24 protein-coding genes are annotated in these 25823 nt (G+C 65.2%); 7 read left to right on the forward strand and 17 right to left on the reverse strand.

The window, feature by feature from the left end; genetic code table 11:
- Window position 1 precedes the first annotated feature (1 nt).
- The 3 genes from GGQ64_RS08805 to GGQ64_RS08815 are packed head-to-tail and all read right to left on the reverse strand — an operon-like array spanning window position 2 to window position 3710.
- Window positions 2-1117 carry an ABC transporter permease gene (locus tag GGQ64_RS08805; RefSeq protein WP_425488501.1) on the reverse strand — a complete coding sequence of 372 codons (1116 nt, stop codon included), beginning with the start codon at window positions 1115-1117 and terminating at the stop codon, window positions 2-4.
- A gap of 10 nt (window positions 1118-1127) precedes the next feature.
- The gene (oppB, locus tag GGQ64_RS08810) at window positions 1128-2051 is read right to left on the reverse strand and encodes an oligopeptide ABC transporter permease OppB (protein ID WP_183802251.1); all 924 of its coding nucleotides are present in this window, start codon (window positions 2049-2051) and stop codon (window positions 1128-1130) included.
- 60 nt (window positions 2052-2111) lie between these two features.
- Complete coding sequence (locus GGQ64_RS08815) at window positions 2112-3710, reverse strand: peptide ABC transporter substrate-binding protein (protein WP_183802254.1); 1599 nt, start codon at window positions 3708-3710, stop codon at window positions 2112-2114.
- Between the two features lie 549 nt (window positions 3711-4259).
- Between GGQ64_RS08815 and GGQ64_RS08820 the strand changes: the two genes are divergently transcribed.
- Together GGQ64_RS08820 and GGQ64_RS08825 are read left to right on the forward strand one after the other, a co-directional pair.
- Window positions 4260-5285 (forward strand): histone deacetylase family protein, encoded by a 1026-nt coding sequence (locus GGQ64_RS08820; RefSeq protein WP_183802257.1) that lies wholly within the window; start codon window positions 4260-4262, stop codon window positions 5283-5285.
- 137 nt (window positions 5286-5422) lie between these two features.
- Window positions 5423-6088 (forward strand): YiaD family glycine zipper/OmpA-like lipoprotein, encoded by a 666-nt coding sequence (locus tag GGQ64_RS08825; protein ID WP_183802260.1) that lies wholly within the window; start codon window positions 5423-5425, stop codon window positions 6086-6088.
- Window positions 6089-6171: 83 nt separating this feature from the next.
- Here the strand turns inward: GGQ64_RS08825 and GGQ64_RS08830 are convergent, their stop codons facing one another.
- From GGQ64_RS08830 to GGQ64_RS08840, 3 genes are all read right to left on the reverse strand, one after another.
- Window positions 6172-6639 carry a group III truncated hemoglobin gene (locus tag GGQ64_RS08830; protein WP_183802263.1) on the reverse strand — a complete coding sequence of 156 codons (468 nt, stop codon included), beginning with the start codon at window positions 6637-6639 and terminating at the stop codon, window positions 6172-6174.
- Window positions 6640-6723: 84 nt separating this feature from the next.
- Window positions 6724-8349 (reverse strand): exodeoxyribonuclease VII large subunit, encoded by a 1626-nt coding sequence (gene xseA, locus GGQ64_RS08835; RefSeq protein ID WP_183802266.1) that lies wholly within the window; start codon window positions 8347-8349, stop codon window positions 6724-6726.
- Window positions 8350-8406: 57 nt separating this feature from the next.
- The gene (locus GGQ64_RS08840; RefSeq protein ID WP_183802269.1) at window positions 8407-9207 is read right to left on the reverse strand and encodes a helix-turn-helix domain-containing protein; all 801 of its coding nucleotides are present in this window, start codon (window positions 9205-9207) and stop codon (window positions 8407-8409) included.
- A 128-nt stretch (window positions 9208-9335) separates the two neighbouring features.
- Here GGQ64_RS08840 and GGQ64_RS08845 point away from each other — a divergent pair, with 128 nt between their 5' ends.
- Window positions 9336-9743, forward strand: a complete 408-nt coding sequence (locus GGQ64_RS08845; protein ID WP_183802271.1) for a hypothetical protein — start codon at window positions 9336-9338, stop codon at window positions 9741-9743.
- Between the two features lie 92 nt (window positions 9744-9835).
- Here GGQ64_RS08845 and GGQ64_RS08850 read toward each other — a convergent pair whose 3' ends face one another.
- Window positions 9836-10822 (reverse strand): Gfo/Idh/MocA family protein, encoded by a 987-nt coding sequence (locus GGQ64_RS08850; protein ID WP_183802275.1) that lies wholly within the window; start codon window positions 10820-10822, stop codon window positions 9836-9838.
- A 163-nt stretch (window positions 10823-10985) separates the two neighbouring features.
- Here GGQ64_RS08850 and GGQ64_RS08855 point away from each other — a divergent pair, with 163 nt between their 5' ends.
- Complete coding sequence (locus GGQ64_RS08855; protein WP_183802277.1) at window positions 10986-11936, forward strand: aldo/keto reductase; 951 nt, start codon at window positions 10986-10988, stop codon at window positions 11934-11936.
- A gap of 406 nt (window positions 11937-12342) precedes the next feature.
- Here GGQ64_RS08855 and pheT read toward each other — a convergent pair whose 3' ends face one another.
- The 5 genes from pheT to infC form a co-directional block, all read right to left on the reverse strand.
- Window positions 12343-14769 (reverse strand): phenylalanine--tRNA ligase subunit beta, encoded by a 2427-nt coding sequence (gene pheT / locus GGQ64_RS08860; protein ID WP_183802280.1) that lies wholly within the window; start codon window positions 14767-14769, stop codon window positions 12343-12345.
- 25 nt (window positions 14770-14794) lie between these two features.
- Window positions 14795-15880 carry a phenylalanine--tRNA ligase subunit alpha gene (gene pheS, locus GGQ64_RS08865; RefSeq protein ID WP_183802283.1) on the reverse strand — a complete coding sequence of 362 codons (1086 nt, stop codon included), beginning with the start codon at window positions 15878-15880 and terminating at the stop codon, window positions 14795-14797.
- 96 nt (window positions 15881-15976) lie between these two features.
- Complete coding sequence (gene rplT / locus GGQ64_RS08870) at window positions 15977-16381, reverse strand: 50S ribosomal protein L20 (RefSeq protein WP_183802286.1); 405 nt, start codon at window positions 16379-16381, stop codon at window positions 15977-15979.
- 39 nt (window positions 16382-16420) lie between these two features.
- A complete protein-coding gene (gene rpmI / locus GGQ64_RS08875; protein ID WP_065372108.1) occupies window positions 16421-16624 on the reverse strand; it encodes a 50S ribosomal protein L35 in 204 nt (67 codons plus the stop codon).
- A gap of 210 nt (window positions 16625-16834) precedes the next feature.
- Window positions 16835-17371, reverse strand: a complete 537-nt coding sequence (gene infC, locus GGQ64_RS08880; protein WP_343059450.1) for a translation initiation factor IF-3 — start codon at window positions 17369-17371, stop codon at window positions 16835-16837.
- Window positions 17372-17614: 243 nt separating this feature from the next.
- Here infC and GGQ64_RS08885 point away from each other — a divergent pair, with 243 nt between their 5' ends.
- Both GGQ64_RS08885 and GGQ64_RS08890 read left to right on the forward strand, forming a co-directional pair.
- Entirely contained in the window at window positions 17615-18433 is an 819-nt protein-coding gene (locus GGQ64_RS08885) for an alpha/beta hydrolase (protein WP_183802289.1), read from the forward strand.
- 110 nt (window positions 18434-18543) lie between these two features.
- Window positions 18544-19161, forward strand: a complete 618-nt coding sequence (locus tag GGQ64_RS08890; RefSeq protein WP_183802292.1) for a transglutaminase-like cysteine peptidase — start codon at window positions 18544-18546, stop codon at window positions 19159-19161.
- 64 nt (window positions 19162-19225) lie between these two features.
- Here GGQ64_RS08890 and mbfA read toward each other — a convergent pair whose 3' ends face one another.
- The 4 genes from mbfA to ybaK form a co-directional block, all read right to left on the reverse strand.
- A complete protein-coding gene (gene mbfA, locus GGQ64_RS08895) occupies window positions 19226-20209 on the reverse strand; it encodes an iron exporter MbfA (RefSeq protein ID WP_183802295.1) in 984 nt (327 codons plus the stop codon).
- Window positions 20210-20326: 117 nt separating this feature from the next.
- The gene (locus tag GGQ64_RS28185; RefSeq protein ID WP_183802298.1) at window positions 20327-21115 is read right to left on the reverse strand and encodes a pyrroline-5-carboxylate reductase dimerization domain-containing protein; all 789 of its coding nucleotides are present in this window, start codon (window positions 21113-21115) and stop codon (window positions 20327-20329) included.
- Window positions 21116-21122: 7 nt separating this feature from the next.
- Window positions 21123-22379, reverse strand: coding sequence for an aminopeptidase (locus GGQ64_RS08905; protein ID WP_183802301.1), 1257 nt, complete (start codon window positions 22377-22379; stop codon window positions 21123-21125).
- A 93-nt stretch (window positions 22380-22472) separates the two neighbouring features.
- Window positions 22473-22946, reverse strand: a complete 474-nt coding sequence (gene ybaK / locus GGQ64_RS08910) for a Cys-tRNA(Pro) deacylase (RefSeq protein ID WP_183802306.1) — start codon at window positions 22944-22946, stop codon at window positions 22473-22475.
- Window positions 22947-23112: 166 nt separating this feature from the next.
- Between ybaK and GGQ64_RS08915 the strand changes: the two genes are divergently transcribed.
- Window positions 23113-24552: a glycosyltransferase family 2 protein gene (locus tag GGQ64_RS08915; protein ID WP_210300192.1), complete on the forward strand. Its 1440-nt coding sequence runs from the start codon at window positions 23113-23115 to the stop codon at window positions 24550-24552.
- Between the two features lie 24 nt (window positions 24553-24576).
- Here GGQ64_RS08915 and GGQ64_RS08920 read toward each other — a convergent pair whose 3' ends face one another.
- Complete coding sequence (locus tag GGQ64_RS08920; protein WP_183802312.1) at window positions 24577-25635, reverse strand: porin; 1059 nt, start codon at window positions 25633-25635, stop codon at window positions 24577-24579.
- Between the last annotated feature and the right edge of the window lie 188 nt (window positions 25636-25823).

Here is a 25823-nt window from a genome sequence, read left to right on the forward strand (position 1 = left end):
CTCAGCGGTCCTTCGGATCGAACGCATCGCGCAGGCCGTCGCCCACGAAGTTCAGCGAGAACAGGGTGGCGACGAAGAGTATCGAGGGGAAGATCAGGAGCCAGGGCGCGGACTGGATGTTGTTAGCGCCTTCAGAGATCAGCGCGCCCCAGCTCGTCAGTGGCGCCTGGACGCCGAGACCGAGGAAGGAGAGGAAGCTCTCCAGCAGGATCACCTTCGGCACGACGACGGTGACGAAGACAATCACCGGACCAATCGTGTTCGGGATGATGTGGCGGCGAATGATCTGCCAGTCGCTCAGCCCCAGCGCCTGCGCGGCGCCGACGAACTCGCGCCGCTTCAAGGCCAGCGTCTGCCCGCGCACGATGCGCGCCATGTCGAGCCATTCGACCGCGCCGATGACGAGGAAGATCAGGACGAAGCTGCGGCCGAAGAACACGACGAGCACGACGACGAGGAAGACGAAGGGCAGCGAATAGAGGATTTCGACGAAGCGCATCATGACGTTGTCGACGCGTCCGCCGATATAGCCCGACGTCGCGCCGTAGACGACGCCGATGCCGAGCGAGACGAGGCTCGCGAGCAGGCCGACGGCGATCGAGATCTGCCCGCCCAGCATGACGCGCGCGAGCAGGTCGCGGCCATTGGGGTCGGTGCCGAAGGGGAAGTATTCCCGGTTCACCTGGCCGGTGAGCTTGAGGACGCGGCCGTCGTTCTCGCTCACCTCGACCTTGGTGTCCCTGAATTCGTTGGCGCGGTCGAAGTAGCGGGTTGCGCGCGGGTCGATCGGCTCTTCGGCGCTGATCGTGGCGGTGAAGGTCTGTCCCTCCACGGTAAACGCGTCGAGATTGACGCGCGCCCGGCCGGCAACGCCCTCCATCACCTCCTGCAGCGTCGATGTGTCCGGCCGTGGCTCAAGGCTCGGCGGGATCGTGACATAGGAAGAAAACACCTGGTCGTAAGTGTGCGAAACGAAAAGCGGTCCCACGAAGGAGAACAGCGCGATCAGGACAAGCGTGACGCAGCCGGCCATCGCCGCCTTGTTGCGGCGGAAACGCATCAGCGCGAGCTGGAACAGGCTGCGGCTCGCCGTCTTCGGCGGCTCGTTCATCGGCATTGCGGCAAGGTCAGTCATGGCGGACCCTCGGATCGAGAAGGCCGTAGAGGATGTCGACCAGCAGGTTGAAGACGATGACGAAGATGGCGATCAGGATCACCGTGCCCATGACCAGCGTATAGTCGCGGTTGATCGCACCGAGCACGAAGTAACGGCCGACGCCGGGAATGGTGAAGATCGTCTCCACCACGGCGGAGCCCGTCAGCAGGGCCGCGGCGCAGGGCGCCAGATAGGAGACGACCGGCAGCATCGCCCCGCGCATGGCATGGGTGACGACGACGACCCGGGCGGGCAGGCCGTAGGCGCGGGCGGTGCGGATATGGTCGGCGTGCAGGGCCTCGATCATCGAGCCGCGGGTGAGGCGCGCGAACACGGCGAGCTGCGGCAGGGCGAGAGCGATCATCGGCAGGATCAGGAAGCGCAGCGAACCGTCGCCCCAGCCACCGGCCGGCAGCCAGGACAGCGCAATGGCGAAGACCAGCGTCAGGACCGGGCCGACGACGAAGTTCGGCACCGTGGTGCCGACGGTCGCAAGCGACATGATGGAGAAGTCGAGCGCACTGTTCTGGCGCAAGGCGGCCACCGTGCCCATGGTGACACCGCCGATGAGTGCGAGCAGCAGCGCGTAGAAGCCGAGCTCGATCGAATAGGGCAGGCCCTTGCCGATCAGTTCGGCGACCGAATTGTCCTTGTAGATGTAGCTGGGGCCGAAGTCGCCGGTGACCGCGTTGGTGATGTAGGTCACGTACTGGCGCCAGAGCGGCTGGTCGAGCTGGTAGGTGCGGACCAGGTTCTCCATCGTCGCCGGAGGCAGCGGACGCTCGAGATTGAAGGGGCCACCCGGGGCAAACCGCATCAGGAAGAAGGAAATCGTGACGACGATGAACAGCGTCGGCACGGCGCTCGCAAGGCGGCGCAAGACAAAGGCTATCATTGCCCGTACTCCCGTGAGGCGGCGCGCGGCAGGACCGCGCGCCGCCTCCTTGTCGCAATGTTACTCGGAAACGCTCAGGAAGCGGCTCAGGTGCTGGTTGGCGGCGTTGTCATGCCAGCCCTGCACACGGCCGGAAACGAGCCAGAGGTCCGCCTGGGTCAGGAGCGGGGCCGTCGGCTGGTCCCGCATCAGCAGGGCCTCGGCCTCGTGCATCAGCTTCGAACGGGCTGCCGGATCGATCTCCGCGTAGGACTTCTTCATGAGGTCGTCGAACTCGGGGTTCTCGTAGTGGCCGTAGTTGAAGGTCTTGTTGGAGCCGAGGCTCAGCGCGAGGAAGTTCTCGGCATCGGCATAGTCGGCCACCCAGCCGGCGCGGGCGACGTTGAACTTGCCGCCTTCCTGCAGGTAGGCGTAGTGCGACGAGACGTCGAGGTTCACCATCGAGACGTTGGCGCCGAAGGTGTTCTTCCACATGTCGGCGACGGCCGTCGCCACGCGCTCATGGTTCGGGTTGGTGTTGTAGCGGATCTCGATGTCCAGCGGCTTTCCGCCCTCGCCATAGCCCGCTTCCTTCATCAGGGCGACCGCCTTGTCCTCGCGATCGAGCTGCGACAGCGTGCCGAAATCGGCCTTGGACGGCTCGCCGTAGGTCTCGATGCCCGGGGGAACCATGGAATAGGCCGGGATCTGCGAACCCGAATAAATCTCCTTGGCCAGGAAGTCGCGGTCTACGGCCATGGACAGCGCCTGGCGCACGCGCACGTCGCTGTAGGGTTCCTGGCGGGTGTCAAAGGCGTAGTAGTAGGTCGCCAGCGTCGGCGAGACGTGGACCTGGTCGCCATAGGCACCGCGCAGGCGGTCGATCTGGTCGGCGGAGAAGTTGTAGACGAGGTCCATCTCCTTCGCCTCGAAGCGGCGGACCGAGGCGGCCTGATCATCGATCGGGTAGAAGATCACCTTGTCCAGCTTGACGTTGGCGACATCCCAGTAGCTGGGGTTCTTCTCCATCACGAGATTGTCGTTCGGCACATGGCTTATGAGCTTGAAGGCACCGTTGGAGACCATGGTGCCCGGCTTGACGAATTCGGCGCCGTTCTTTTCGACGCTCGCCTTGGACACCGGCAATGCCGTCTGGTGCGCCAGCAGTTCCAGGAAGAAGGGCGTCGGTCGCTCGAGCGTGACTTCCAGCGTCTTTTCGTCGATGGCCTTCACGCCGAGCTCGGCGGGCGGCACCTCGCCCTTGTTGACCTTCTCGGCATTCTTGATCGGGTAGAGGATGTTGGCGTAGCCCGCGGCCGTCTTCGGATCCTCGACGCGCTGGTAGGAGAACACGAAGTCCTCGGCAGTGACCGGCGATCCATCGGACCACTTGGCATCGGCGCGCAGCTTGAACGTGTAGGTCAGGCCGTCGTCGGAGAGATCCCAGGTCTCGGCGGCGCCGGGCACGATCTTGCCGCTGGCGTCATAGATCGTCAGGCCCTCGTAGAGGTCCTTGAGGATGAATTCCTCGATGTTGATCGAGGTGTGGGCCTGGTCGAGCGTCTGCGGCTCGCCGGCATTGCCGCGATGCAGGACCGCTTCGGCCAATGCCGGGCTGCTTGCGAGCAGGACGGCTCCAAGCATGAGGGCTGCGCGCAGGTTGAGAATTCGAGGTGCCATTTTTTGTTACCTTCCCCATGTTGTTCTTACTTGGAAGGCCGGAGTGAAAGCCAGAAAGACCGGAAACGCAAGGAATTTTGCGAGGCGACGCGTCAAATCGGTCGAGCGCGCGCAGCAAGGTGAACGCCATGATTGCAGGGCCACCCGTTTCCCGCCGGCGTGTCCCAGACCGGACCAGCGGGGTCAGAGACACCTCGGCAGAGCACAGGCGACGGTCGCCGCGCAATTTTTCGAATGATGGGCTGCCGTTTGCGTAATATGTGGAATCGTGCAAGCCCGGTGCGATCATCTTTAATTCGCGGACGGCAGCGGGGCTGGTCCATTCGCACCTGCTAACCAGCCGTCCAGCATTCCCGGACGCGCGTGCCATCACTTTCCCTCTATGGTAGCACATGCCGCTGTGGATGACTCGCCCGCAGCTGCGGCCGGACGTGCCCTTTCGGGCGGCCGGAGAACAACAGTGCGGGCCGAAGCCACTCATGCTTCGGCCGCCTTGCCTCCCAGGCCGCTTCGAGGCTAACGTCGCCTCGACCGAACCGGGAGCCCCACATGCGCGTCGTATTCTCCGAGGACCACAAGCTCAGAAATGCCAGGACCGAACTGAGCGGCGGCGAACTCGTGCCGCCTTTCGAGGCCCCGTTCCGGGCGGAATGGATCCTCGCGGCGGTCAAGGAAGCGGGTTTCAACGACGTGGTGGCGCCGGCGAAGCACGGGCTGGAGACAGCGCTGAAGGTGCACGACGCCGGCTACCTCACATTCCTGGAGGGCGCATGGGAGCGCTGGGAGGCCGCCGGACACCGGGGAGAGGCGATCGCCACCTCCTTCCCCGTGCGCCGGACCTCGCCACGCATCCCGACCGACATCGACGGGCAGCTCGGCTACTACTGCAACGCCGCAGAGACCGCGATTTCGCCGGGCACCTGGGAGGCGGCGCTCTCCTCGATGTCGTCGGCCCTCGACGGCGCCGATCTCGTCGCCGCGGGACACAGAGCCGCCTTCTCGCTCTGCCGTCCGCCGGGACACCACGCCGGCATCGACAGTTTCGGCGGCTACTGCTTCATCAACAACGCCGCCGTCGCCGCCCAGCGCCTGCTGGACAAGGGTGCGGCCAAGGTTGCCGTCCTCGACGTCGACTTCCACCATGGCAACGGCACGCAGGACATCTTCTACGAGCGCGGCGACGTCTTCTTCGCCTCGCTGCACGGAGACCCGGCTGAAGCTTTCCCGCACTTCCTCGGCTACGAGGAGGAAACCGGCAAGGGCGCCGGCGCCGGGACCACGCGGAACTACCCGATGGGCCGCGGCACGCCCTATTCAGTCTGGGGGGGCGCGCTGGAGGATGCGCTGAAGCAGATCGCGGCCTTCGGGGCGGAGGCGATCGTCGTCTCCCTCGGCGTCGACACGTTCGAGAAGGATCCGATCTCCTTCTTCAAGCTGACATCGCCGGACTACATCGACATGGGGCGGAAGATTGCGGCAAACGGCGTCCCCCTGCTGGTGGTGATGGAAGGCGGCTACGGCGTGCCGGAGATCGGCCTGAACGTGGCAAACGTGCTGAAAGGCATCTCCGGCTGAGTGCCGGGGGTTGCGGGCCAGCAACACAGCCGGAAATTGTGGGACAGGAAACCGGGGAGGACACCGGAGGTTCCATCTTGCCGCCGCAATCGCTAGTTTGAAGCAGAATCAAGATAAACGCTCGGAATCAGCTCTCCATGTACAAGAAGATCGCAATCATCTCCCTCTCCGCCATCTACCTCTCAGCCTGCACCACCACCGATCCCTACACGGGTGAACAGAGGGTCTCCAACACAGCCGGCGGCGCGATGATCGGCGCTGGCCTCGGCGCGGCGACCGGCCTTCTCGTCGGCAACAACCCGGTGCAGCGGCGCAACGCCGCGTTGATCGGCGCAGGCGTCGGCGCGCTTGCCGGCGGTGCCATCGGCAACTACATGGACAACCAGGAAGCAGAACTGCGCGCACAGCTGCAGGGCACCGGCGTCTCGGTTACCCGCACGGGCGACCGCATCATCCTGAACATGCCGTCCAACATCACCTTTGCCATCGACCAGGACCAGATCGTGCCGGCCTTCTATCCGACGCTCGATTCGGTCGCGATCGTGCTGCGCAAGTTCAACAGGTCGCTGATCGACGTCGATGGCCACACCGATTCCACCGGCTCCGCCGCCCACAACCAGGCGCTTTCGGAACGCCGCGCCTATTCCGTCGCCAACTATCTCGGTTCGCGCGGCGTCGACCAGCGGCGCATGTCGGCGATGGGCTACGGGCAGGACCGCCCGATCGCCTCCAATGCGACCGAAGCCGGCCGCGCCCAGAACCGGCGCGTGGAAATCTCGATCTCGCCGCTGCGCCAGGGCTGACAAGCCCGCCGCATCACAGCTTTGGACGCGCATCCCGGCGGGGTGCGCGTTTTTCATTGGGCTTGCGGGAAAAGCGGCCTGGCTCAGGCGCTCCTGCGGGTGGGATCGTCGTCGGCGGGATTGTAGAACAGCGACAGCACGAGGCTCTTGGCGATCCGCTCGGCGGCCGCCATGAACCAGCCCTTGGCCTCCGCGCTCGGCGCGATATCGTCGAGCGTGTCGGAAAACAGGCCGAGCCAGACCTTGAACAGCGGCGCCTCGAGGTTGGCGATGCCCTGATGCGCCATCACCGGCTTTCCCTGATATCCGCCGTCCTTGAAGGCGACGGCAGACCAGAAGCGCTTCATCTTTGCCAGATGCTCCGGCCATCGGCCCGCCAATCTCGCCTCGAAGACCGGGCCGAGTTGCGGGTGGCCCCGGACGCGATCGTAGAAGGTATCCACGAGCACGGGGATGAACTCTGGGCCCACACCGATTTCGGCCATCTCCGAGACGGCACGCGCGCGAATCTGCTGGAAGTGGGACTGGCGATCTTCTGCAACGGGTTCCATACCACGACAGATAGGCGTTTCGCGCACGTCCCGCAATCGGGCGCATCGCCGCACCAGAGCCCGGCGACCACCGGGGCGACCGGACTAGAACAGCGATCCCTGCTTCGGCGGACCGACCGCAGCGTCCGCCGACTTGGCGGTCTTGCGCTTCTGCGGCACCGGCGCGGCCGGGGGCGTTGTGGGAGGCGTATCGCCCCCTTCCGGACGCTTGCCGGCCACTGCCTCGACGGTGCCATCGGAAAACTCGAGGGTCATGGCAGTTCCCTCCGACAGTTCCGCCGCCAGCTTGACGGCATGTCCTGTCTCGTCTCGGACAAGCGCATAGCCGCGCCTGAGCACGTTCCGGTAGGACAGCGATTGCAGGACCCGGTCCTGCCCCGTGACCAGCGCCTTGCGACGGGCAAGGTCGGCGGCAAGTGCCGTGTCGGCGCGAAGCGCCAGTCCCGCCAACCGGTCACGCGAGCGCCCGGCCCTTGCCAGGATGCGCGACGGTGCCGTCCGCAAGGCCGCATCCAGCGCGGCAACCCTGCTGCGGCCCTGATCCAGGCGTCGCTCGACGACGCGGTCCACCCGCCGGAGCGCGTCGGTCAGGCGCTGGCGGCGTTCGACCATCCGACCGGACAGAAGCTCCGGCCGCACATGCGCGGCGACCCGCTCGAAGGCGCGGCGCTTGTTGACCGTGTTCATCCGCAGGCCGCGGCCGAGGCCGGCGGCCGCCTCGTCGAAGCGCCGGCGCGGCAGCGCCAGCAACTGGTCCAGCGACGGCAGCGCCCGGGCGAGCGCGCGCACCGCCTGCCGGCGGCCGTCCATCTGGCGGCTTGCAGCCCCCCGCAGGCGCGCGGCAAGCGCCGATACCGCCGCCTCCAGGTCCGCCCTGACCGGAACGGCCATTTCGGCCGCACCCGTGGGGGTCGGCGCGCGACGGTCGGCTGCGTGGTCGATCAGCGTCCAGTCGGTCTCGTGGCCGACGGCGGAAATCAGCGGTATCGCGGAGGCCGCAGCGGCGCGTACGACGATCTCGTCGTTGAAGCTCCAGAGGTCCTCCAGGCTGCCGCCGCCGCGCGCCACGATCAGCACGTCCGGACGCGGGATCACCCCGCCCGGCTGCAATGCGTTGAACCCCCTGATCGCGGCCGCGACCTCCTCTCCCGAGCCCTCGCCCTGGACCTTCACCGGCCAGACGAGCACGTGGACCGGGAAGCGGTCTGCGATGCGGTGCAGGATATCGCGGATGACAGCGCCGGTCGGCGAGGTGACGACGCCGATCACATGCGGCATGAACGGCAACGGCCGCTTGCGCCCCGTATCGAACAGGCCCTCGGCCGCAAGCTTGCGCCGGCGCTCTTCCAGCAGCGCCATCAGCGCGCCCGCGCCGGCAGGTTCCAGCGTCTCGATGACGATCTGGTACTTGGACGAGCCGGGGAAGGTCGTGATCTTGCCGGTGGCGATCACCTCCATCCCTTCCTCGGGGCGGAAGCGGAGCTTGGAAAAGCTGCCCTTCCAGATCACCGCGTCGATGCGAGCGCGGTCGTCCTTGAGGCTAAAATAGGCGTGCCCGGAGGAATGCGGGCCGCGATAGCCGGAGATCTCGCCGCGCACCCGCACCTGGTCGAAGGCCTGCTCGACCGTGCGCTTGATCGACCCCGAAAGCTCCGAAACGGAGTATTCGGCAAGGTTGGAGGGCGAATCGTTGTCCGGAAACATACTCATGCCCCATTCTGACCGGCTCCGCGCCGCGTGGCCAGAGGGGCACTGGCGCCAATTCGGCTATTCCCGCCTGGTCTTCGGCCCGCCCGCCTCCTCGAAATAGGCGCGGGTGGCCTCGTCTCCGGGGAAGAAGGATTCGATCAGCACGCCCTGCACCAGCGCGTCCTGTGCCGATCCGAACGAGGTGAGCGTGGTGATGAAAGCCAGGCGGTCAGTGCCGTGCCGGATCTCGATCGGCAGAACAGGCAGGCGTTCCGTCTCGGGATAGGTTTCGATCGCAGCACGCACGGCCGGATCTGCCGCCAGCCGCTCGATTCTCCGCGCCAGCGCGCTGCGCGGGCCCTGCAGCCACGCGTCGGTGCGGATGCGGTGGACGAGATCGGCGGCCGTTCGCGGCCAGTTGACGATCAAGGCCCGGAACGAGGATGCACCCAGATAGGCATCGAGGAAGTTGTCACCGATCGCCAGCGTGATGCCCGCCATGGTCGCCAGGCCGCGGAAGGCGGCGTTGGCGTCAAGCACGTTGTAGTCGTGATCGAAGACGACGCCCGGATAGGGGTCGTGACGCGCCAGGATCAGCCTGATCGCCTCGACGACGGGCGGAGGGAGGGCTTGCAGATTTCGTGCGGGGCGCGTTTCGTGGCGCGGCCGGAAGCCGGCGGCGGAAAAGAGAATGCCCTGGTCGCGCGCAGGGATCGAAAGCACATCCGCCAGGCGCAGGATCATGCCCTCGGACGGGCGTGACCGGCCGGTCTCCAGAAAGGACAGATGGCGCGTGGAAATGCCGGCCTCGACGGCCAGGCCGAGCTGGCTCATGCGCCGGTGGCCGCGCCATTCCTTGAGATGTTCGCCGAACTCCATGGCCTGATTCCTCTAGATTCCGCGTCATCAAATTGAAACCGGGGAAGGAAATCCATTACCTCAGAGGTAATTGGTTTTGCGACCGGCGTCATCGAGGATTGCCCCATTCGCAACGAAAGGAGCATCCCATGCTTGCCAGCATCAACCGCAACCTCCTCAAGTCCGTCATGCTCGCCGACGGTGCCTTCTCGCTCATGGCAGGAGCGGGACTTGTCGTCTTTTCCGGCCAGGTGGCCAGCCTCGCCGGCCCTGCCGTCTCATCCGGCATCGTCATGGCCGTCGGCATGTTCCTGCTGGGCTGGGGTATCTTTCACCTGGCATCGGCGCGCCCGTCGCATCCGGCCGAAAATGCCGTCTGCTTCGCCATCGCCGGCGACGCGGCCTGGGTGGTTGGAAGTGCAGCCATCCTTCTCGTGGCGCGAGATGGCCTGTCGGCGGTCGGCATCGCCGCGATCGCGGTTGCCGCGGTCGCCGTCTTCGACATCATGCTGCTGAAGATGGCCGGGCTGCACCGCCAGCGGGCGGCGACGGCCTGAGACGCAGACCGAGGCCTTCCGTCACGATCTTCGGAAGGCCTTTTCGGCTGCACCTGCAATCGGCCGGTCATCAGCGCGACGCCAAGCAGGCGTCAGACCGTTTCCCAGCCGTCCTTGTCGCTGGCACGGTAGATGGCGTCGATGAACTTCTGGCTGTTGATCGAGCTTTCGAGCGTGACCACTTCCTCCGGCTCGCCCTTCGCCGCGCGGGCAAAGGCCTCGGCTTCGAGCTTGTACTGGCGCGAATCCGGGAAGCGGAACAGCTGCGACTGGGAATGGTTCTGGTTGGTCAACTCGATCTCCTCGGCGCCGTAGCGGTCGGCATTGAAGGGCGACTTCACCTCGATGAAGCCCTTGTCGCCGTGGAAGACCATCACCTGGCGGGCGGCGAGCTGGGTGGAGATGTAGAAGCTCAGGTCGAAGTCGCCGAAGTCGGCGCGCACGCTCGAATAGATGTCGGTGCCGAAGTCCGGGTCGCGCTCGGTCGCAGCCTGGACGCGGATTGGCTCCTTGCCGGTGGCAAAGCGGGTGGTGATGGTCGGATAGACGCCGATGTCCGGCAGGCCGCCGCCGCCGAGGGCCGGAATGTTGCGCATGTTGCCGGGATCGCGGTTGAAGTAAGTGAAGGCGCCCTGGACGTGGCGCAGCTTGCCGACGGCACCTTCCCTCAGAAGCTCGCGGACCTTGCGCCACACCGGGGCGTAGGTGACCATGTAGGCTTCGGAGATCAACACCTTGTTGCGGTCGCGCGCAGCGATCAGCGTCTCGATCTCGGACGCGCGCAAGGCGATCGGCTTCTCGCAGAGCACGTGCTTGCCGGCGTCGGCCGCCTTGATCGTCCATTCGACGTGCTGCGAGGTCGGGAGCGGGATGTAGACCGCGTCGATCAGATCGGAGGCCAGCATCTCCTCATAGGAGCCGAAGGCGTGGGGCACCGAGAAGCGGTCGGCCATGGCGCGGGCTTTAGTGAGATCTCGGCTCGCAATCGCGGTGACGACGCAGTTCTCCGCGTCCTGGATTGCGGGAACAACCAGTTCCCGGCCGATCTTGGCCGTAGACAGAATACCGAAACGCAACATGGCAGATCCTCCTTGAATCGGCCGCAGACTATGCCTGAGGTACGTGCCTAGCAAGGGCAGGCTGCGACGAAATTCTTCTCCTGCCGGTTCAAAAATCCGCCGCCTGCCCTATGCTTGCAAACGCCACCCGCCTGCCTTGTCACCTGAAAATGGAGAATGCATCATGCAGAAACGCACTCTGGGCCGAACCGGCCTGGGCATCGCGCCGCTCGTCTTCGGCGGAAACGTGTTCGGCTGGACCGCCGATGAGAAGACCTCGTTCGCGTTGCTCGACGCCTTCACGGATGCCGGCTTCAACGCCATCGATACGGCCGACGTCTATTCGTCGTGGGTGCCGGGCAACAGGGGCGGCGAATCCGAGGACATCATCGGCAAATGGCTGAAGCAGTCCGGACGGGCCCGCGACAGCGTCGTCCTGATCACCAAGGTCGGTTCCGACATGGGACAGGGCCACCGGGATCTGTCGCGAAAGTGGATCATGGAGGCGGCCGAGGCTTCGCTGTCGCGGCTCAAGACGGATCACATCGATCTCTACCTTTCGCATTGGCCGGACGACCGCACACCCTACGAGGAGACGCTGGAGGCCCATGCCGCTCTCGTGAAGGCCGGCAAGGTGCGCGCCTTCGGCGCCTCCAATCTCGATGCCGCGCAATTGCAGGCATCCTTCGAAGCCGCCGACCGGGCAGGCCTGCCGCGCTATGCCGCGCTGCAGCCCGAGTACAATCTCTACGACCGGGCCGGCTTCGAGGGCCCGCTGGCAGATCTCTGCACCCGCGAGAACATCGGCGTCATCACCTATTTCAGCCTCGCGCGCGGCTTCCTCAGCGGAAAGTACCGTTCGATCGCCGACACGGAGGGCACGGCGCGCGGCGGAGGCGTCGCCGGATACCTCGACGCCAAGGGCCTGCGCATCCTTGCAGCCCTCGACAGGATCAGCGCCGAGACGGGCGCGAAGCCCGCCGAGATCGCGCTCGCCTGGCTGATCGCCAAGCCCGCCGTCACCGCGCCGATTGCCAGCGCGACCAATCTTGATCAGTTGAAGAGCCTGACGAGATCGGCGAGCCTCTCGCTCTCCGCCGATCACATGGCCGCACTGGACGCGGCGGGAGCCTGATCGCTCCGCCTCCCCGGACCTGCATCGTCCGGCCGGACCACGGGCCGGCCGCTTTCCTTTCCGACGAGTAACTCCACGCGAGGAAAACGCCCGTGCGGCGGAACAACTGCGCCGGCCCACCGTTGTCGGGGAGCCACCGCAACGTGGCATTCCAAGATTTCCCCGGAAGGAAGAGGCAGATGGCCAAGGAAAAGACGTCGAACGGCCTGTTCCACGACACGCTGGCCGACGAGGACCTAAAGCTGACAATGGCGGGCTCAAGCAGGAAAGCGACCAAGGCCGCCTGACTTTTGGCCGGACCCGATCGGAGGAAAGGGCCGGGCAAGAAGAATGACGGGTGGGGAGGCCATCGAGGCGGCCGGCGGATCCCTCGCCCGTCATTCCATTTCACTGGTATTTTGCGCGATCAGGCGCGGAGAACACCGCCCGTCGTCTTGGCTACGTTTGCGACGATCTTCGCCGTCAGCGCCTCGAAGTCCTCGTCCGTCAGCGTCTTGTCCGATGGCTGGATGACGACCTCGATCGCAATCGACTTCCTGCCTTCGCCGACGGAAGCGCCCTCGAACACGTCGAACACGTTCACGCTCGCAACCAGCTTGCGGTCGGCGCCCGCGGCCGCCCGGACGATGGCGCCGGCTTCCACCGTCTTGTCGACGAGGAAGGCGAAATCGCGCCTGACCGCCTGGAACGGTGAGAGCTCGAGGGCCGGCTTGGTCCGGGTCGCCTTCTTCTTCGGCTCGGGCATCGCGTCGATGAAGATCTCGAAGCCAGCCAGAGCACCAGAGACGTCGAGGGCGCCGAGCGTTTTCGGATGGAACTCGCCGAACGTGCCGAGCACGACCTTCGGGCCCATCTTGATGGTGCCGGAGCGTCCGGGATGATACCAGGCCGGACCGCCCGGCTCGATCTGGACATTCGTCATCGGCAGGCCGCAGGCCTCGATCACCGCAAGGGCGTCGGCCTTGGCGTCGAAGACATCGACGGGCTTGCCGCCGCCCTTTGCCGGGTTCGACCAGAGGCGCCCTGCACCGGACAGCGAGGCCGTTGCGCGGCGGATGCCGCCGGCGACGCGCCGCTGGCCCTCAGGCCGGTCGCTTTCGTAGGTGCCGGAGACCTCGAAGATTGCAACGTCGGCGAAGCCCCGGTCGGCGTTTCGCTGCGCGGCCGTCAGCAGGCCCGGCAGCAGCGAGGGACGCATGTCGGACATGTCTGCTGCGATCGGATTGGACAGCGCCAGTTCCGGCGCGCCGCCACCGAAGAGCTCGGCATGCGCCTTCGGGATGAAGGACCAGGTGACGGCCTCCATCATGCCGCGGGCGGCAAGCGCGCGCTTGGCGAGGCGCGAGCGGATTTGCAGCGTCGTCAGGATCTTGCCGTTGACGCTCGTATGGCTTTCGAGCGGCGCGGCGTGAATGTTATCGACGCCGTGAATGCGCATCACCTCTTCGACGAGATCCGCCTTGCCGTCGACATCCGGGCGCCAGGAGGGCACGGACACGGACAGCCGCTCGCCCGAGCCGGAAACGCCGAAGCCGAGCTTCGCCAGGATCGCGCCGCTCTCCTCGGACGAGACTTCAAGGCCCGTCAGGCGCTTGACCTCGGAAACCGGGAAGTCGACCACCTTCGGCGCGTAGCCCTTGTATCCGACGACGTCGGTTTTTGCCGGGATACCGCCGCAGAGCTGCAGGACGAGCTCTGTGGTCCGCTCGAGGCCGGGGGCCATATATTCCGGATCGACGCCGCGCTCGAAGCGATAGCGCGCATCGGTGATAATGCCGAGCGTGCGGCCGGTGCGCGCGATGTTCATCGGATCCCAGAGCGCCGACTCGATCAGCACGTCCGTGGTGTTCTCGTCACAGCCCGAATGCTCGCCGCCCATGACGCCGCCGATGGATTCCAGGCCGTTGTCGTCGGAGATGACGACGTTGGCCGGGGACAGCTTGTACTCGCGCTGGTCGAGGGCGAGAATGGTTTCGCCTTCCCTGGCGCGGCGGACGACGAGATCGCCCTTCACCTTGGCCGCGTCGAAGACGTGCATCGGCCGGCCCTGGTCGAAGGTCATGTAGTTGGTGATGTCCACCAGCGCGTTGATCGGGCGCAGGCCGATCGCGATCAGCCGCTGCTGCATCCAGCGCGGGCTCGGGCCATTCTTGACGCCGCGCACGAGCCGGAGCGCGAAACCGGGGCAAAGATGCGTGTCCTCGCCGAGTTCAAGCTTGACCTTCACCAGCGTCTCGCCTTCGACCTTGAAGGACGGAGGAACGGGCGCTTTCAAGGTGCCGAGGCCGGAGGCCGCCAGGTCGCGGGCGATGCCGAAGACGCTTGTGCAGTCCGGCCGGTTCGGCGTCAGGTTGATCTCGATGACCGGATCGTCGAGGCCGGCATAGGTGGCGAAGCTCTTGCCGACCGGGGCATCGGCCGGGAGGTCGATGATGCCGTCGTGATTGTCCGACATCTCGAGCTCCTTCTCAGAGCACATCATGCCCCGGCTCTCGACGCCGCGGATGTTGCCGACCGAGAGGGTCACGTCGATGCCGGGCACGTAGGTGCCGGGCGCGGCAAAGGCGCCGACGAGGCCGGCGCGCGCATTCGGCGCGCCGCAGACGACCTGTATCGGCGCGCCGGCGCCGGTGTCGACCATCAGCACGCGCAGCTTGTCGGCATTCGGATGCTGCTCGGCCGAGACGACCCTGGCGATCACGAAGGGGCGGAACGAGGCCTTGTCGTCGACGTCCTCGACCTCGAGCCCGATCGACGTCAGGCGTTCGCAGATCTGTTCCAGCGTCGCATCCGTTTCCAGATGGTCTTTCAGCCAGGAGAGTGTGAATTTCATCGTTTCTGATCCTTACGCACGCGACTTAAGCACTCAGGCCGCCGAACAGGGTCGGCACGTCGAGCGGGCGGAAGCCGTAGTGGTTCATCCAGCGGACGTCGGCGTTGAAGAAGTCGCGCAGGTCCGGCATGCCGTATTTCAGCATGGCGATGCGGTCCAGCCCCATGCCCCAGGCGAAGCCCTGGTACTCGTCCGGGTCCAGTCCGCCGGCGCGCAGCACGTTCGGGTGCACCATGCCGCAGCCGAGGATCTCCATCCAGTCGGTGCCCTCGCCGAACTTCACGATCGGACCCGAGGAGCGGTCGCACTGGATGTCGACCTCGAAGGAGGGTTCGGTGAAGGGGAAGAACGATGGCCGGAAACGCATGGTCACGCCGTCGACCTCGAAGAAGGCCTTGCAGAACTCTTCCAGCACCCAGCGCATGTTGGCGACATTCGCCTTCCTGTCGACCACCAGGCCCTCGACCTGATGAAACATCGGCGAGTGGGTGGCGTCCGAATCCTGCCGGTAGGTCTTGCCGGGGATGATGATGCGGATCGGAGGCTTCTGCGCCTCCATGGTGCGAACCTGCACCGGCGAGGTGTGGGTGCGCAGCACCTTGCGCTCGCCGTTTTCATCCGGCGGGAAGAAGAAGGTGTCGTGCATCTCGCGCGCCGGATGTCCCTCGGGGAAATTCAGCGCGGTGAAGTTGTAGTAGTCGGTCTCGATGTCCGAGCCCTCCGCAATGGAGAAGCCCATGTCGGCGAAGATCGCCGTGATCTCGTCGATGATCTGGCTGATCGGATGGATGCGGCCGCGCTCGGCGGGAGAGGAGCGCACCGGCAGGCTGACGTCCACCGTCTCGGCTGCGAGCCGGGCTGCGATCGCAGCGTCCCGCAGTTCGCTCTTGCGGGCGGTGATCGCGTCCGTCAGGTCGTTCTTCAGCGCGTTGATCGCCGCCCCGCGCGTCTGGCGCTCTTCCGGCGTCATGGTGCCGAGCGTCTTCAGCAGTTCGGAGACGGAGCCCTTCTTGCCGAGGGCTGCGACGCGCACGGCCTCGATGGCCGGCTCGTCGCCGGCGGCTGCGACGTCCGCCAGGAGGGTTTGTTTCAAAGTGTCGAGATCGGACATCGTTCAAAATCCATTGAGCCCAAAGAAAAACCCGCGCCAGCCCTGCCAGCGCGGGTTTCCCAATTCTAGATGCAAAGGCTTGGGAAGCGCTGGGTCTTAACGAACCGCGCTTTCAAACTCGTTCTTCGTGCCGGCGTCCTTGAGGTAGGCGAGCGCCTTCTTGGAAGCTTCGACGAGGGCGCCGAAAGCCGCCGGCTCGTGGATCGCCATGTCGGAAAGCACCTTGCGGTCGACTTCGATGCCGGCCTTGTTCAGACCGTCGACGAAGCGGCCGTAGGTCAGGCCGAATTCGCGGACGGCAGCGTTGATGCGCTGGATCCAGAGAGCGCGGAAGTTGCGCTTGTTCACCTTGCGGTCGCGGTAGGCGTACTGCTTGGAACGGTCAACCGCAGCCTTGGCGGCGCGGATGGTGTTCTTGCGGCGGCCATAAAAGCCCTTGGCTGCCTTGAGGGTCTTCTTGTGCTTGGCGTGGGCGGCAACGCCGCGTTTTACACGTGCCATGTCATGATCTCCTTAACGTATCCAATTAGCCTGAAAGTCTCAGAGACCGTTCGGCAGGTAGTTCTTGATGACCTTCTTGCCATCGGGCTCGGCGAGAACCATGGTTCCGCGCGCGTCGCGAATGAACTTGTTGGTACGCTTGATCATGCCGTGGCGCTTGCCGGCGGCAGCAGCACGGACCTTGCCGGTCGCGGTGATCTTGAACCGCTTCTTGGCAGACGACTTCGTCTTCATCTTGGGCATTTTGCTACTCCATTCTTCTTGGTTTCGAGACGGCTGACGAGGCACGTCTCCAGCGTAAAGAACGGCCACGGCATGCCCTGCCGGACCGTTCGGACGGGGGCTTGTAACCGAAGTCCCCCGAAAGCGCAACCGGATTCCTGAAAACCGGGCGGTTGCGCCAGAAAAGCAAAAAGCCGCCTGGTCGGCGGCTCATGCGCTTTGTCGCGCTCCCTAGCGGGGAGCCAGCACCATCATCATCTGACGGCCTTCGAGCTTCGGCTCGGCCTCGACCTTGGCGATCGTCTGCGTGTCTTCCTTGACCTGCAGCAAGAGCTTCATGCCGAGTTCCTGGTGCGCCATTTCGCGTCCGCGGAACTTGAGCGTTACCTTGACCTTGTCGCCTTCTTCGAAGAACCGGTTCATCGCCCTCATCTTCACGTCGTAATCGTGCGTGTCGATGTTCGGGCGCATCTTGATTTCCTTGATCTCGACGATCTTCTGCTTCTTGCGCGCCTCGGCCGCCTTCTTCTGGTTGGCGTACTTCAGCCTGCCGAGATCGAGAATCTTGCACACCGGCGGATCGGTGTTGGGGGAAATCTCCACGAGATCGAGGCCGGCGTCTTCCGCCATGCGAAGGGCCTGATCGGTGGGAACGATACCGTGGTTTACGCCTTCGGCATCGATGAGCTGAATCCGGGGAATCCGGATTTCTCGGTTTGAGCGCGGGCCGTCCTTGACCGGGGCGTCCGCTTTGAAGGGTCTGCGAATGGTCGTATTCTCCTCGAATAGTTTCGAATAGGGATACCTATTTTCGGGGCAATTTTCACCGCCGCCTCGCGCATGAGCGCTGCTTGCGGGCAATGTGTCGATCACCGAGGCGAAGTCAATACCACGTCGCGTGGAAAAAATCACCATCTGTGCCGCCCGGTGCAAAATCGTGTAAATCGGTGCCGGAAAGGTCGTTACCGCAGGCACGGCGCGCTGCAACCACCGGCAATTCAGGAGCATTTCATGACCCCAGAGCAAACCAGCGAAACGAGCGGCAGGCTGGCCGTCGGCACAGGTGTCGACCACCGCGAGGTCGCCATGCGCCTTCTTCCCGAACGGGAGGGCAACCCGCATCCGCATCTCGTCTGGCTCGGCGGCTACCGCTCGGACATGACCGGCACCAAGGCCGTCGAACTCGCGAGCCATGCTGCGGGTCTCGGCACCGGTTGCGTGCGGTTCGACTATTCCGGCCACGGCGCCTCCGGCGGCGCCTTCGTGGACGGCACGATCTCCCGCTGGCTGGAGGAAACGCTGGCAGTCGTCACGCACGCCCGCAAGCATCTCGGCACCCGACGCATGATCCTCGTCGGCTCGTCGATGGGCGGCTGGCTGGCGTTGCGGCTCGCGCAGGAACTGCGCCGGAGCGGACAGGGCTCCGACATTGCCGGCATGGTCCTGATCGCGCCGGCGCCAGACTTCACCAGCGAACTGATCGAGCCCAACCTGACGGACGCCGAACGGGCCTCGCTCTCCGAGCGCGGCTACTTCGAGGAGCCGACGCCTTATGGGCCTGACCCGAACGTCTATACGCTGAAGCTGATCGAGGACGGACGCTTAAACAGGGTGCTGGACGGGGTGATCGACCTCGGCTGCCCCATCCACGTGCTGCAGGGCATGGAGGATCCGGACGTGCCCTACACCCACGCCATAAGGCTGATGGAACACCTGTCGTGCGACGACGCGGTGCTCACCCTGATCCGTGACGGCGACCATCGCCTTTCGCGTCCGGAGGACATCGAGAAGTTGAAGGAGGCGGTATCCCACCTGCTCAATGCTGCATAATGGTCACGCGACGCGGCGCATTTTAACCATGTTGTCGCATTGCGAATTATCGTGATTGACGAACAGGCCCCTAAAAATTTAACGTTTTGTTAATGATTGAGGGGACACCCATGGCGCGAATGATCGGTGCGAAGGCTATTTTTGTGGCAATTTCAGCCCTGTTCATTTCGTCTTCCGTCGCCATGACGGCCCCTGCGTCGCCCCTGTCGATGCGCACGGGCAGCGTTACCTCCCAGCCGATCGGGCACTACGAATTCTGCCGGTCCCACCCTTCCGAGTGTGACACCTCCCGGCGCGATCCCGGTGCAGCCAAGGTCACGACGTTCGGCTGGACCGTCGTCAGGGACATCAATTCGGAGATCAATCGCGCCATCAGCCCGGTGACCGACAAGGACCTCTACGGCCGTGACGAATACTGGTCCTATCCGGAGGCGGCCGGAGACTGCGAGGACTTCGTGCTTTTGAAGCGTCGCAAGCTGATGGAGCACGGCTTCGAAGCCGCCGACCTGCTCATCACCGTCGTGCGCAAGCCCGACGGCGAAGGCCATGCGGTCCTGACAGTCCGGTCGACGGAGGGGGACTACGTTCTCGACAACCTCGACAACGACGTGAAGCTGTGGACCGAGACGCCCTACCGCTACCTGAAGCGCCAGGCATCCTTCAATCCCGGCCGCTGGGTGTCGATCGAAAACGGCGACGCGGTCATGGTGTCGTCGGTCGGCAAGTAACGAGCAGGTTTACAAGACATTCTGCTGCGGCGGCCGGCATTCCGGCCGCCGTTTTCGTTTGACCTCAGGCGTTGCCGATCAGCACTCCGCAGGCGAACACCAGCCCGCCGCCGAGGACGACCTGGAAGGCGGCACGCAGGAACGGCGTTTCCATGAAGCGGTTCTGGATGAAGGCGATCGCCCAGAGTTCGACGAAGACGACGGCGACGGCAATCGTGGTGGCGAGCGCGAAGTTCGGGATCAGGTAGGGCAGCGCATGCCCGAGGCCGCCGATGGCGGTCATGATGCCGGAGGCAAGGCCGCGCCTGACCGGCGAGCCGCGCCCGGATATCTTGCCGTCATCATGGGCGGCTTCCGTGAACCCCATGGAAATGCCGGCGCCGATGGAGGCGGAAAGTCCGACCAGGAAGGTCTGCCAGGTATCCTGGGTGGCGAAGGCGGCCGCGAAGATCGGGGCAAGGGTGGAGACGGATCCGTCCATCAGCCCGGCGAGGCCCGGCTGCACGTAGGTGAGGATGAATTGCCGGCGTTCGACTTCGTCTTCCTCGGCGATCGCTGCCTTGTTCGTTTCCCCCTCGCCCATGTGGCGGGCCTTGTCCTCATGCGCCTTCTCGGCGATGGCGAGATCGCCCAGGAGCTTGCGCGTCTGCGCATCCGTCGTCCGGGCCGCGGCCTGCAGATAGAAGCGGTGCGCCGCCTCTTCCATCGCCCTCGCCTGCGCGCGGGCGGTCTGCACCGGCATGCTGGCGATCAGCCAATCCGGCTTTCGCTCCGGAAAATCGCGCACGAATTCGCGCCGCACCAGCGGGATCCGGGCGCCGAAGCGGCGAATGTGCATGTCGATCAGCAGGCGACGGTGTTCGCTCTCCTCCTTCGCCATCTCCTCGAACATGCCGGCCGTATGCGGCGAGCTTTCACGGAGGGCGTCGGCATAGGCGAGATAGATGCGGCCGTCGTCCTCTTCGGAGGAGATGGCAAGGGCGAGAATTTCCTGCTCGCTCAACGATTCCAGCGAGCGCTTGGGGTTACGAAAGATGCGGGAGAACATGATGAAACCTACTTTTTAGAATAATTCTAAAAATAGGATTCAGGACGCGGGACGTCAACCGCCTTCGGTCGCCCATTCGGGAAGGGATTCAGTTCAGGAGGACAGGAACTGGGGATGCTAGAGCAGCCCCTCTTCGGCCTGCTCTCGGGCAGCAGACAGGCCCCGGAAGATCGGGGAGGCGACGTCGGCCTCGATCATTGCCGACAGGCCGGCGGCGGTTGTTCCCCGGTATTCGAGGAAGATGTCGACGAGGTCGGAGGGCGGCGTCTCGGATTGCGCCATCAGCACGCCCGCGCCGAGAAAAAGCTGACGCACCGCGGCGTCGGCCGTCTCCGGGTCGAGCCCGGCACCGATCGCGTGGCGGATCATCGCGTCGGCAAAGAGGGCGGGAAAGGCCGGGCCCGAACCGGTGAGCGCGGTGAAATAGTCGAGTTGCGCCTCTTCGTTGATGCCGTGCGCCTGGCCCGAGGCCGAAAAGAAGCGGAAAATGAAATCCGCCTCGTCGTCGGTCACGCCGTCGGTCGCAAACCAGGGCGTGAACGACAGCCGGTATTCGGCACAGGCATTCGGCATGGCGCGAACGATGCGGGTGGCGCCGTATCGTTCGGCAAGCTCGGCGGCGCTGACGCCGGCGACCACGGAGACAAGCAGCCGGTCCGCCAGGTCGACATCGATCTCGTCCAGGTCGTGCGGGCGCACGCAGAGCACGACGATGTCGGCGCGAGCCACCAGCGCCTCGTTGTCGGTCGTGGTGGCGATGTCCGGCCAGTCCTCGAAGCCGGTCACGTCGCCGGAGCGGGAGGACAGGATCAACTGCTGCGGACGGATGACGCCATCTTCGAGCGCAGGGTGCAGCAATGCCCCTGCAAGCCAACCACCACCGCCGATGACCCCGATCGTCGCCACGCCCGCCTCAGGCCCATTCGCCCGCGCGCATCACCGGGATGCGGCTGCCGTCGGCCCGGATTCCATCGATGTCGATCTCGCCCGAGCCGATCATCCAGTCGATGTGGATCAGGCTCGAATTGCCGCCCTGTGCGGCGACCTGCTCCGGGGAAAGACTGGCGCCGTCGAGGAAGCACTTGGAATAGCACTGGCCGAGCGCGATGTGGCAGGCGGCGTTCTCGTCGAAGAGGGTGTTGTAGAACAACAGGCCGCTCGCCGAGATCGGCGAGGAATGGGGCACCAACGCAACCTCGCCGAGCCGGCGCGCGCCTTCGTCCGTATCGAGGACCTTGTTCAGCACGGCCTCGCCTCTCGAGGCATGGGCCTCGACGATGCGGCCTGCCTCGAAGCGGACGCGAATGTCGTCGATCAACGTGCCCTGGTGGGACAGCGGCTTGGTGCTCGACGCATGGCCCTCGACGCGAAGGGCATGCGGCGTCGTGAAGACCTCCTCGGTCGGGATGTTCGGATTGCAGGTGATGCCGTTCTTCGCCGTCGAGGCGCCGCCGTGCCATTCGTGGCCGTCGGCGAGGCCGACCGTCAGGTCGGTGCCCGGCCCCCTGAAATGGAGGGCTGTGAAACGCTCGCCGTTCAGCCAGGCGGAGCGGCTGCGCAGGTTGGCATTGTGCGCCTTCCAGGCGCCCACCGGATCGTCGCGGTCGACGCGCGAGGCCGCAAAGATCGCGTTCGCCAGCTTCTCCACCGCCACGTCCTCGGCATCGTCCGGAAAGACCTGCCTGGCCCAGGAGGGATTCGGATAGGAGACGATGTTCCAGTTGATGTCGAAATTGGCGATCTTCTCCAGCGCCGGCTTGTAGGCGATCGAGTTCGCCTTGTTGGCGCGAGCGACCTTGGCCGGGTCCTCGTTGGAAAGAAGCATCGGGTTGTCGCCGGCAATCGCCAGCCTCGCGGCGCCATCGGCATAGGCCTTCGCCATGCCCTGGTAGAGCCAGTCCGTGGCGCGGTCGAAGCTCTCGTCGGGGGCGTGGCGATAGCGGGCCAGCGTCGCCTCCTCGTCGGCATAGAAAGTGCTGACGAGGCCGGCGCCCGCGATGTAGGCATGCTTGGTGATCAGGCGGACCAGCGGAAGTGCCGCGACCGGCGCCGTCATCACCAGATCCTGGCCCCTCTGCAACTGGAGGCCGACCTTGACGGCCACCTCGGCGAGCCTCTCGAGCTTGACGGGATCGACGGGCGTGGCTGCTGTACGAAGCGGTGCGTTCATCGCTCTTACCTGCTGTCTTCGATTGCGTTGCCTTCTACTTAGGACGGAATGGCGAAAAACAGAAGATCGGCGACGACAGGCAGTGCAGATAAGTCAGGCGACGACCGGGACGGCCACCGCATTCAGGGCCTTGCGTGCGTCTTCCGGCGCAAGACGGACCTGCAGGCCCCGCTGCCCGCCATTGATGTAGACGCGCTCATGGGCGAGCGCCGCCGCCTCGATCGCCGTCGGCACGGCCTTGCGCTGCCCGAACGGGCTGATGCCGCCCACATGGTAGCCCGTCAGCCGCTCGGCGTCGGCCGGTTTCATCATGCTCGCCGACCTGCCCCCGAAGGCTGCGGCGAGCTTCTTCATGCTGACCTCGCAGTTGGACGGCACGACGACGCAGACGGGCCTGCCGTCTACCTCCGCCATCAGCGTCTTCAGCACCCTGTCCGGCACCTCCCCGATCGCCTCGGCAGCCTGCAGGCCGACCTTCTCGGCGGAGGGGTCGTATTCGTAGGTATGAACCGTAAAGGCGACGCCCGCCCGTTGCAGGGCCTGGGTGGCGCGAGTGGTCTTGGACATGGCGTGACCGTCAGAATGCAACGCTTGATGATGGAGACCGGTGCCGCATCCTCGCGACCCTTGTCAACAGGGATGCAACCGAACCCGCAGTGCGAAAATGTGAAATGTCAGGAAGAAGCGCTTTCCTGCGGGATCAGGGCGAAGCGACAGCGCCAGTGACCTTGCCATGCCACAAAGTATTGGTTACTGCCAGATTCCTTCGATCGGCCGACACCCGCACTGGTTGTTTCCCCTCGGGTGGCTTTCGGCAAGCGGGTGGATCGTGCTGCAGTTCCGTCGACTTCAATTTCACTATCTCCTATCGACCAACCGGTTTGCGGAGGCGCTCGCACTTTCGGAGGCGGATCCCGAGGTGACCCGTACGGGCCGCGCCTGGGCCTTCTATCGCCTTGGCTGCTACAGGTCGGCGAGCGCCCTTCTGCGCCAGCCACGCTCCGGGCGGGAGGCGTTGGCGCTCGGGATTTCGCTCGTCGCCTCGGGCGAGAACGAGGCGGGGATCGCATTGCTGCGCAAGGCGCACGAGGGCGGGCAGCTCAACGGAAGGCAGCTCGCGGCGGCGACAGAAGCCGTCGCTCCCTACAGCCTCGACACGGCAACCCACTTCTGTCGCGCCGGCGCTCCGATCAGCACCGGCTTGCGTATCGCACTGCTGCTGGCGGAAGGCCGGCAGGAGGAAGCGCTGCGGGAGGCAAGGGCCGCGATCGGGCGCGGCGAGGGCGAACGCGAGCCGGGCCTGCACCTGCTGCTCGCCAACGCCACAGGCGACGAGAGCGCCGCGCTGCCGTTCGCCAACGCGTTTCTCTCGGCGCATGGGCTGTCGCCGGTTGCCCTGCTCGATCCGCAACGGCCGATCTCGGCCTCGAACCTGGCAAGCCGCGTCGCTGCCGGCAGCGTCCGCGGACCGCTGGTAACGATCACGATGCCGGCCTACAACACCGCCGAACGGATCGGCCGCTCGATCGAATCGCTGCTGGCCCAGACCTACCGGGACATCGAGGTGCTCGTCGCCGACGATGCGAGCACCGACGACACCGTCGCGGTCGTCACCGCACTTGCCGCACGCGACGACCGCGTCCGGCTGATCCGGCGCGACCAGAACGGCGGTCCCTATGCCGCGCGCAATCTGGCCCTTGCCCATGCAAGGGGCGACTTCGTGACGTGCCAGGATTCCGACGACTGGGCGCACCCGGAGAAGATCGCACGGCAGGTCAGGCCGCTCCTGAAGGACAAGGGGCTGTTCTTCACCCTGTCCAACTGGGTCCGCGTCGACGACCACGGCCAGTTCTACGCCCGGCAGATCTATCCCCTGACGCGCCTCAATCCTGCCTCCCCGCTGTTCCGGCGCGAGGATGCCCTTGGCCGCGCCGGTTATTATGAGGACGTCCGCACGGGTGCGGACAGCGAGTATATCGCGCGGCTGAAGCTCGTCTTCGGATGGCGGGGATGGCGGCGGTTGCGCCAACCGCTGTCCTTCGGCGCGCATCGGCCGGGATCGCTGATGACGGATGTCGGCACCGGGATCGCGCGCGGCAAGGTCAACCTCGAGCGGCTCGACTACTGGGAGGAATGGACCGCCCGGCACATCGGGCGGTTTGCGCGGAAATAACGCCGGTGCGATCGCGAGCGCGGGTCAGAATTCGCGCTCGATCCGGATCACGCCGCCCCAGTTTTCCGCTTCCGGCCCGGCCTTCTCGTCCATGTTGTTGACGTAGTTCAGCTCGGGCGTGATGCTCAGCCCCGGAACGATCGCATAGACCACATTCAGGGCCGCCTCGATGTCGTCGCCTTCGTCGAAGTTGATCGAGGCGTTGATCTGGGCCTTCTCGGTGATGTCGGCCGTGGCGCCGAGCCAGACCGCCCAGTCGCCCTCCCACAGGGCATAGTTGTTGATCCGGTCGCCGTCCGTGCTCCAGCCCCCCATGGCGAAGAGCGAGACGATGCCGACCTTGCCGTCGACGCGGAGCTTGATCGCGCCCTCCTCCATCGATTCGTCATAGCCGCCGGCGGCGCGGATCATGAAGTCGCCCGCGGTATAGCCGGCCGCGGCCACGAGGTCTGGCATGTAGCTGTCCACCGCGATGTCATAGTCGTAGACACGATCGCTGGTCGGATCGTTGTCCTCGATGGCAAAACCGAAGCTGAAACCGGAACCGGTGTCGTAGGTGTAGCGGAGCTGGTTGCGGGCGAAGTCGCCGTAGTCGACATAGTAGTAGTCGTTGATGCCGTTTCCGGCATAGCCCGTGAATTCGGTATAGAGCGTGTCGCTGTAGCCGACGCGGAAACCGCTGAGCTCGACGTAGCCGGCCTTGAACGTCTCGTAGGCGTTGTTGTTGTCGTCGCGGTTGATCTCGACCTCGAAATAGGTGCCGAGCACGCCGTAGTCCGTGTCCGAGGACGTGCTCATCTGCAGGTTGAGGCGGGAGCGCGTGAACAGGGAATCGCCGCCGCCGCCGGGATAGGTGTCCTGCCCGTTCGGATCGCCGAACGCGACTTCGCCGCGCACATAGCCGCCGATCTTCAGGCAGGTTTCCGTGCCGGGTATGTAGAAATAGCCCTCCCCGTAGGCGTCGCAGACCCGGACATATTCCATCGGCTCAGGTTCGGCCGATACGATTGCATCGGCCGCGCCGGCCGCCGAGACGCAGGCAAGGCTGGCCGCCGTGCCAAGAAGACAGGTTCTGATGTCCAAGATGCTCCCCCCGGTGCATTGTGCTCCCGCGGCGATCCGGGCCGGCGAATCAGCGCGGCCGCCGCAATTCTGCGAAGGATTGCAGGGCGCCCTCCGGTTGGCAAGCAGCCGGGTCGCAGGGTCACTCATACGGTGACCGGACGTTTTAGGTACGGTGATCGGACGTTTTCGGGCAATGGAGATCGTTC

Origin of the sequence: Mycoplana azooxidifex (assembly GCF_014196765.1) — a bacterium.
In the GTDB taxonomy this organism is placed as follows: Bacteria; Pseudomonadota; Alphaproteobacteria; order Rhizobiales; family Rhizobiaceae; genus Mycoplana; species Mycoplana azooxidifex.

Coding starts and splice junctions, on each gene's coding strand:
- GGQ64_RS08805 (WP_425488501.1), bottom strand. CDS start 1,117: ATGCCGATGAACGAGCCGCCGAAGACGGCGAGCCGCAGCCTGTTCCAG.
- oppB (WP_183802251.1), bottom strand. CDS start 2,051: ATGATAGCCTTTGTCTTGCGCCGCCTTGCGAGCGCCGTGCCGACGCTG.
- GGQ64_RS08815 (WP_183802254.1), bottom strand. CDS start 3,710: ATGGCACCTCGAATTCTCAACCTGCGCGCAGCCCTCATGCTTGGAGCC.
- GGQ64_RS08820 (WP_183802257.1), top strand. CDS start 4,260: ATGCGCGTCGTATTCTCCGAGGACCACAAGCTCAGAAATGCCAGGACC.
- GGQ64_RS08825 (WP_183802260.1), top strand. CDS start 5,423: ATGTACAAGAAGATCGCAATCATCTCCCTCTCCGCCATCTACCTCTCA.
- GGQ64_RS08830 (WP_183802263.1), bottom strand. CDS start 6,639: ATGGAACCCGTTGCAGAAGATCGCCAGTCCCACTTCCAGCAGATTCGC.
- xseA (WP_183802266.1), bottom strand. CDS start 8,349: ATGAGTATGTTTCCGGACAACGATTCGCCCTCCAACCTTGCCGAATAC.
- GGQ64_RS08840 (WP_183802269.1), bottom strand. CDS start 9,207: ATGGAGTTCGGCGAACATCTCAAGGAATGGCGCGGCCACCGGCGCATG.
- GGQ64_RS08845 (WP_183802271.1), top strand. CDS start 9,336: ATGCTTGCCAGCATCAACCGCAACCTCCTCAAGTCCGTCATGCTCGCC.
- GGQ64_RS08850 (WP_183802275.1), bottom strand. CDS start 10,822: ATGTTGCGTTTCGGTATTCTGTCTACGGCCAAGATCGGCCGGGAACTG.
- GGQ64_RS08855 (WP_183802277.1), top strand. CDS start 10,986: ATGCAGAAACGCACTCTGGGCCGAACCGGCCTGGGCATCGCGCCGCTC.
- pheT (WP_183802280.1), bottom strand. CDS start 14,769: ATGAAATTCACACTCTCCTGGCTGAAAGACCATCTGGAAACGGATGCG.
- pheS (WP_183802283.1), bottom strand. CDS start 15,880: ATGTCCGATCTCGACACTTTGAAACAAACCCTCCTGGCGGACGTCGCA.
- rplT (WP_183802286.1), bottom strand. CDS start 16,381: ATGGCACGTGTAAAACGCGGCGTTGCCGCCCACGCCAAGCACAAGAAG.
- rpmI (WP_065372108.1), bottom strand. CDS start 16,624: ATGCCCAAGATGAAGACGAAGTCGTCTGCCAAGAAGCGGTTCAAGATC.
- GGQ64_RS08885 (WP_183802289.1), top strand. CDS start 17,615: ATGACCCCAGAGCAAACCAGCGAAACGAGCGGCAGGCTGGCCGTCGGC.
- GGQ64_RS08890 (WP_183802292.1), top strand. CDS start 18,544: ATGGCGCGAATGATCGGTGCGAAGGCTATTTTTGTGGCAATTTCAGCC.
- mbfA (WP_183802295.1), bottom strand. CDS start 20,209: ATGTTCTCCCGCATCTTTCGTAACCCCAAGCGCTCGCTGGAATCGTTG.
- GGQ64_RS08905 (WP_183802301.1), bottom strand. CDS start 22,379: ATGAACGCACCGCTTCGTACAGCAGCCACGCCCGTCGATCCCGTCAAG.
- ybaK (WP_183802306.1), bottom strand. CDS start 22,946: ATGTCCAAGACCACTCGCGCCACCCAGGCCCTGCAACGGGCGGGCGTC.
- GGQ64_RS08915 (WP_210300192.1), top strand. CDS start 23,113: ATGCCACAAAGTATTGGTTACTGCCAGATTCCTTCGATCGGCCGACAC.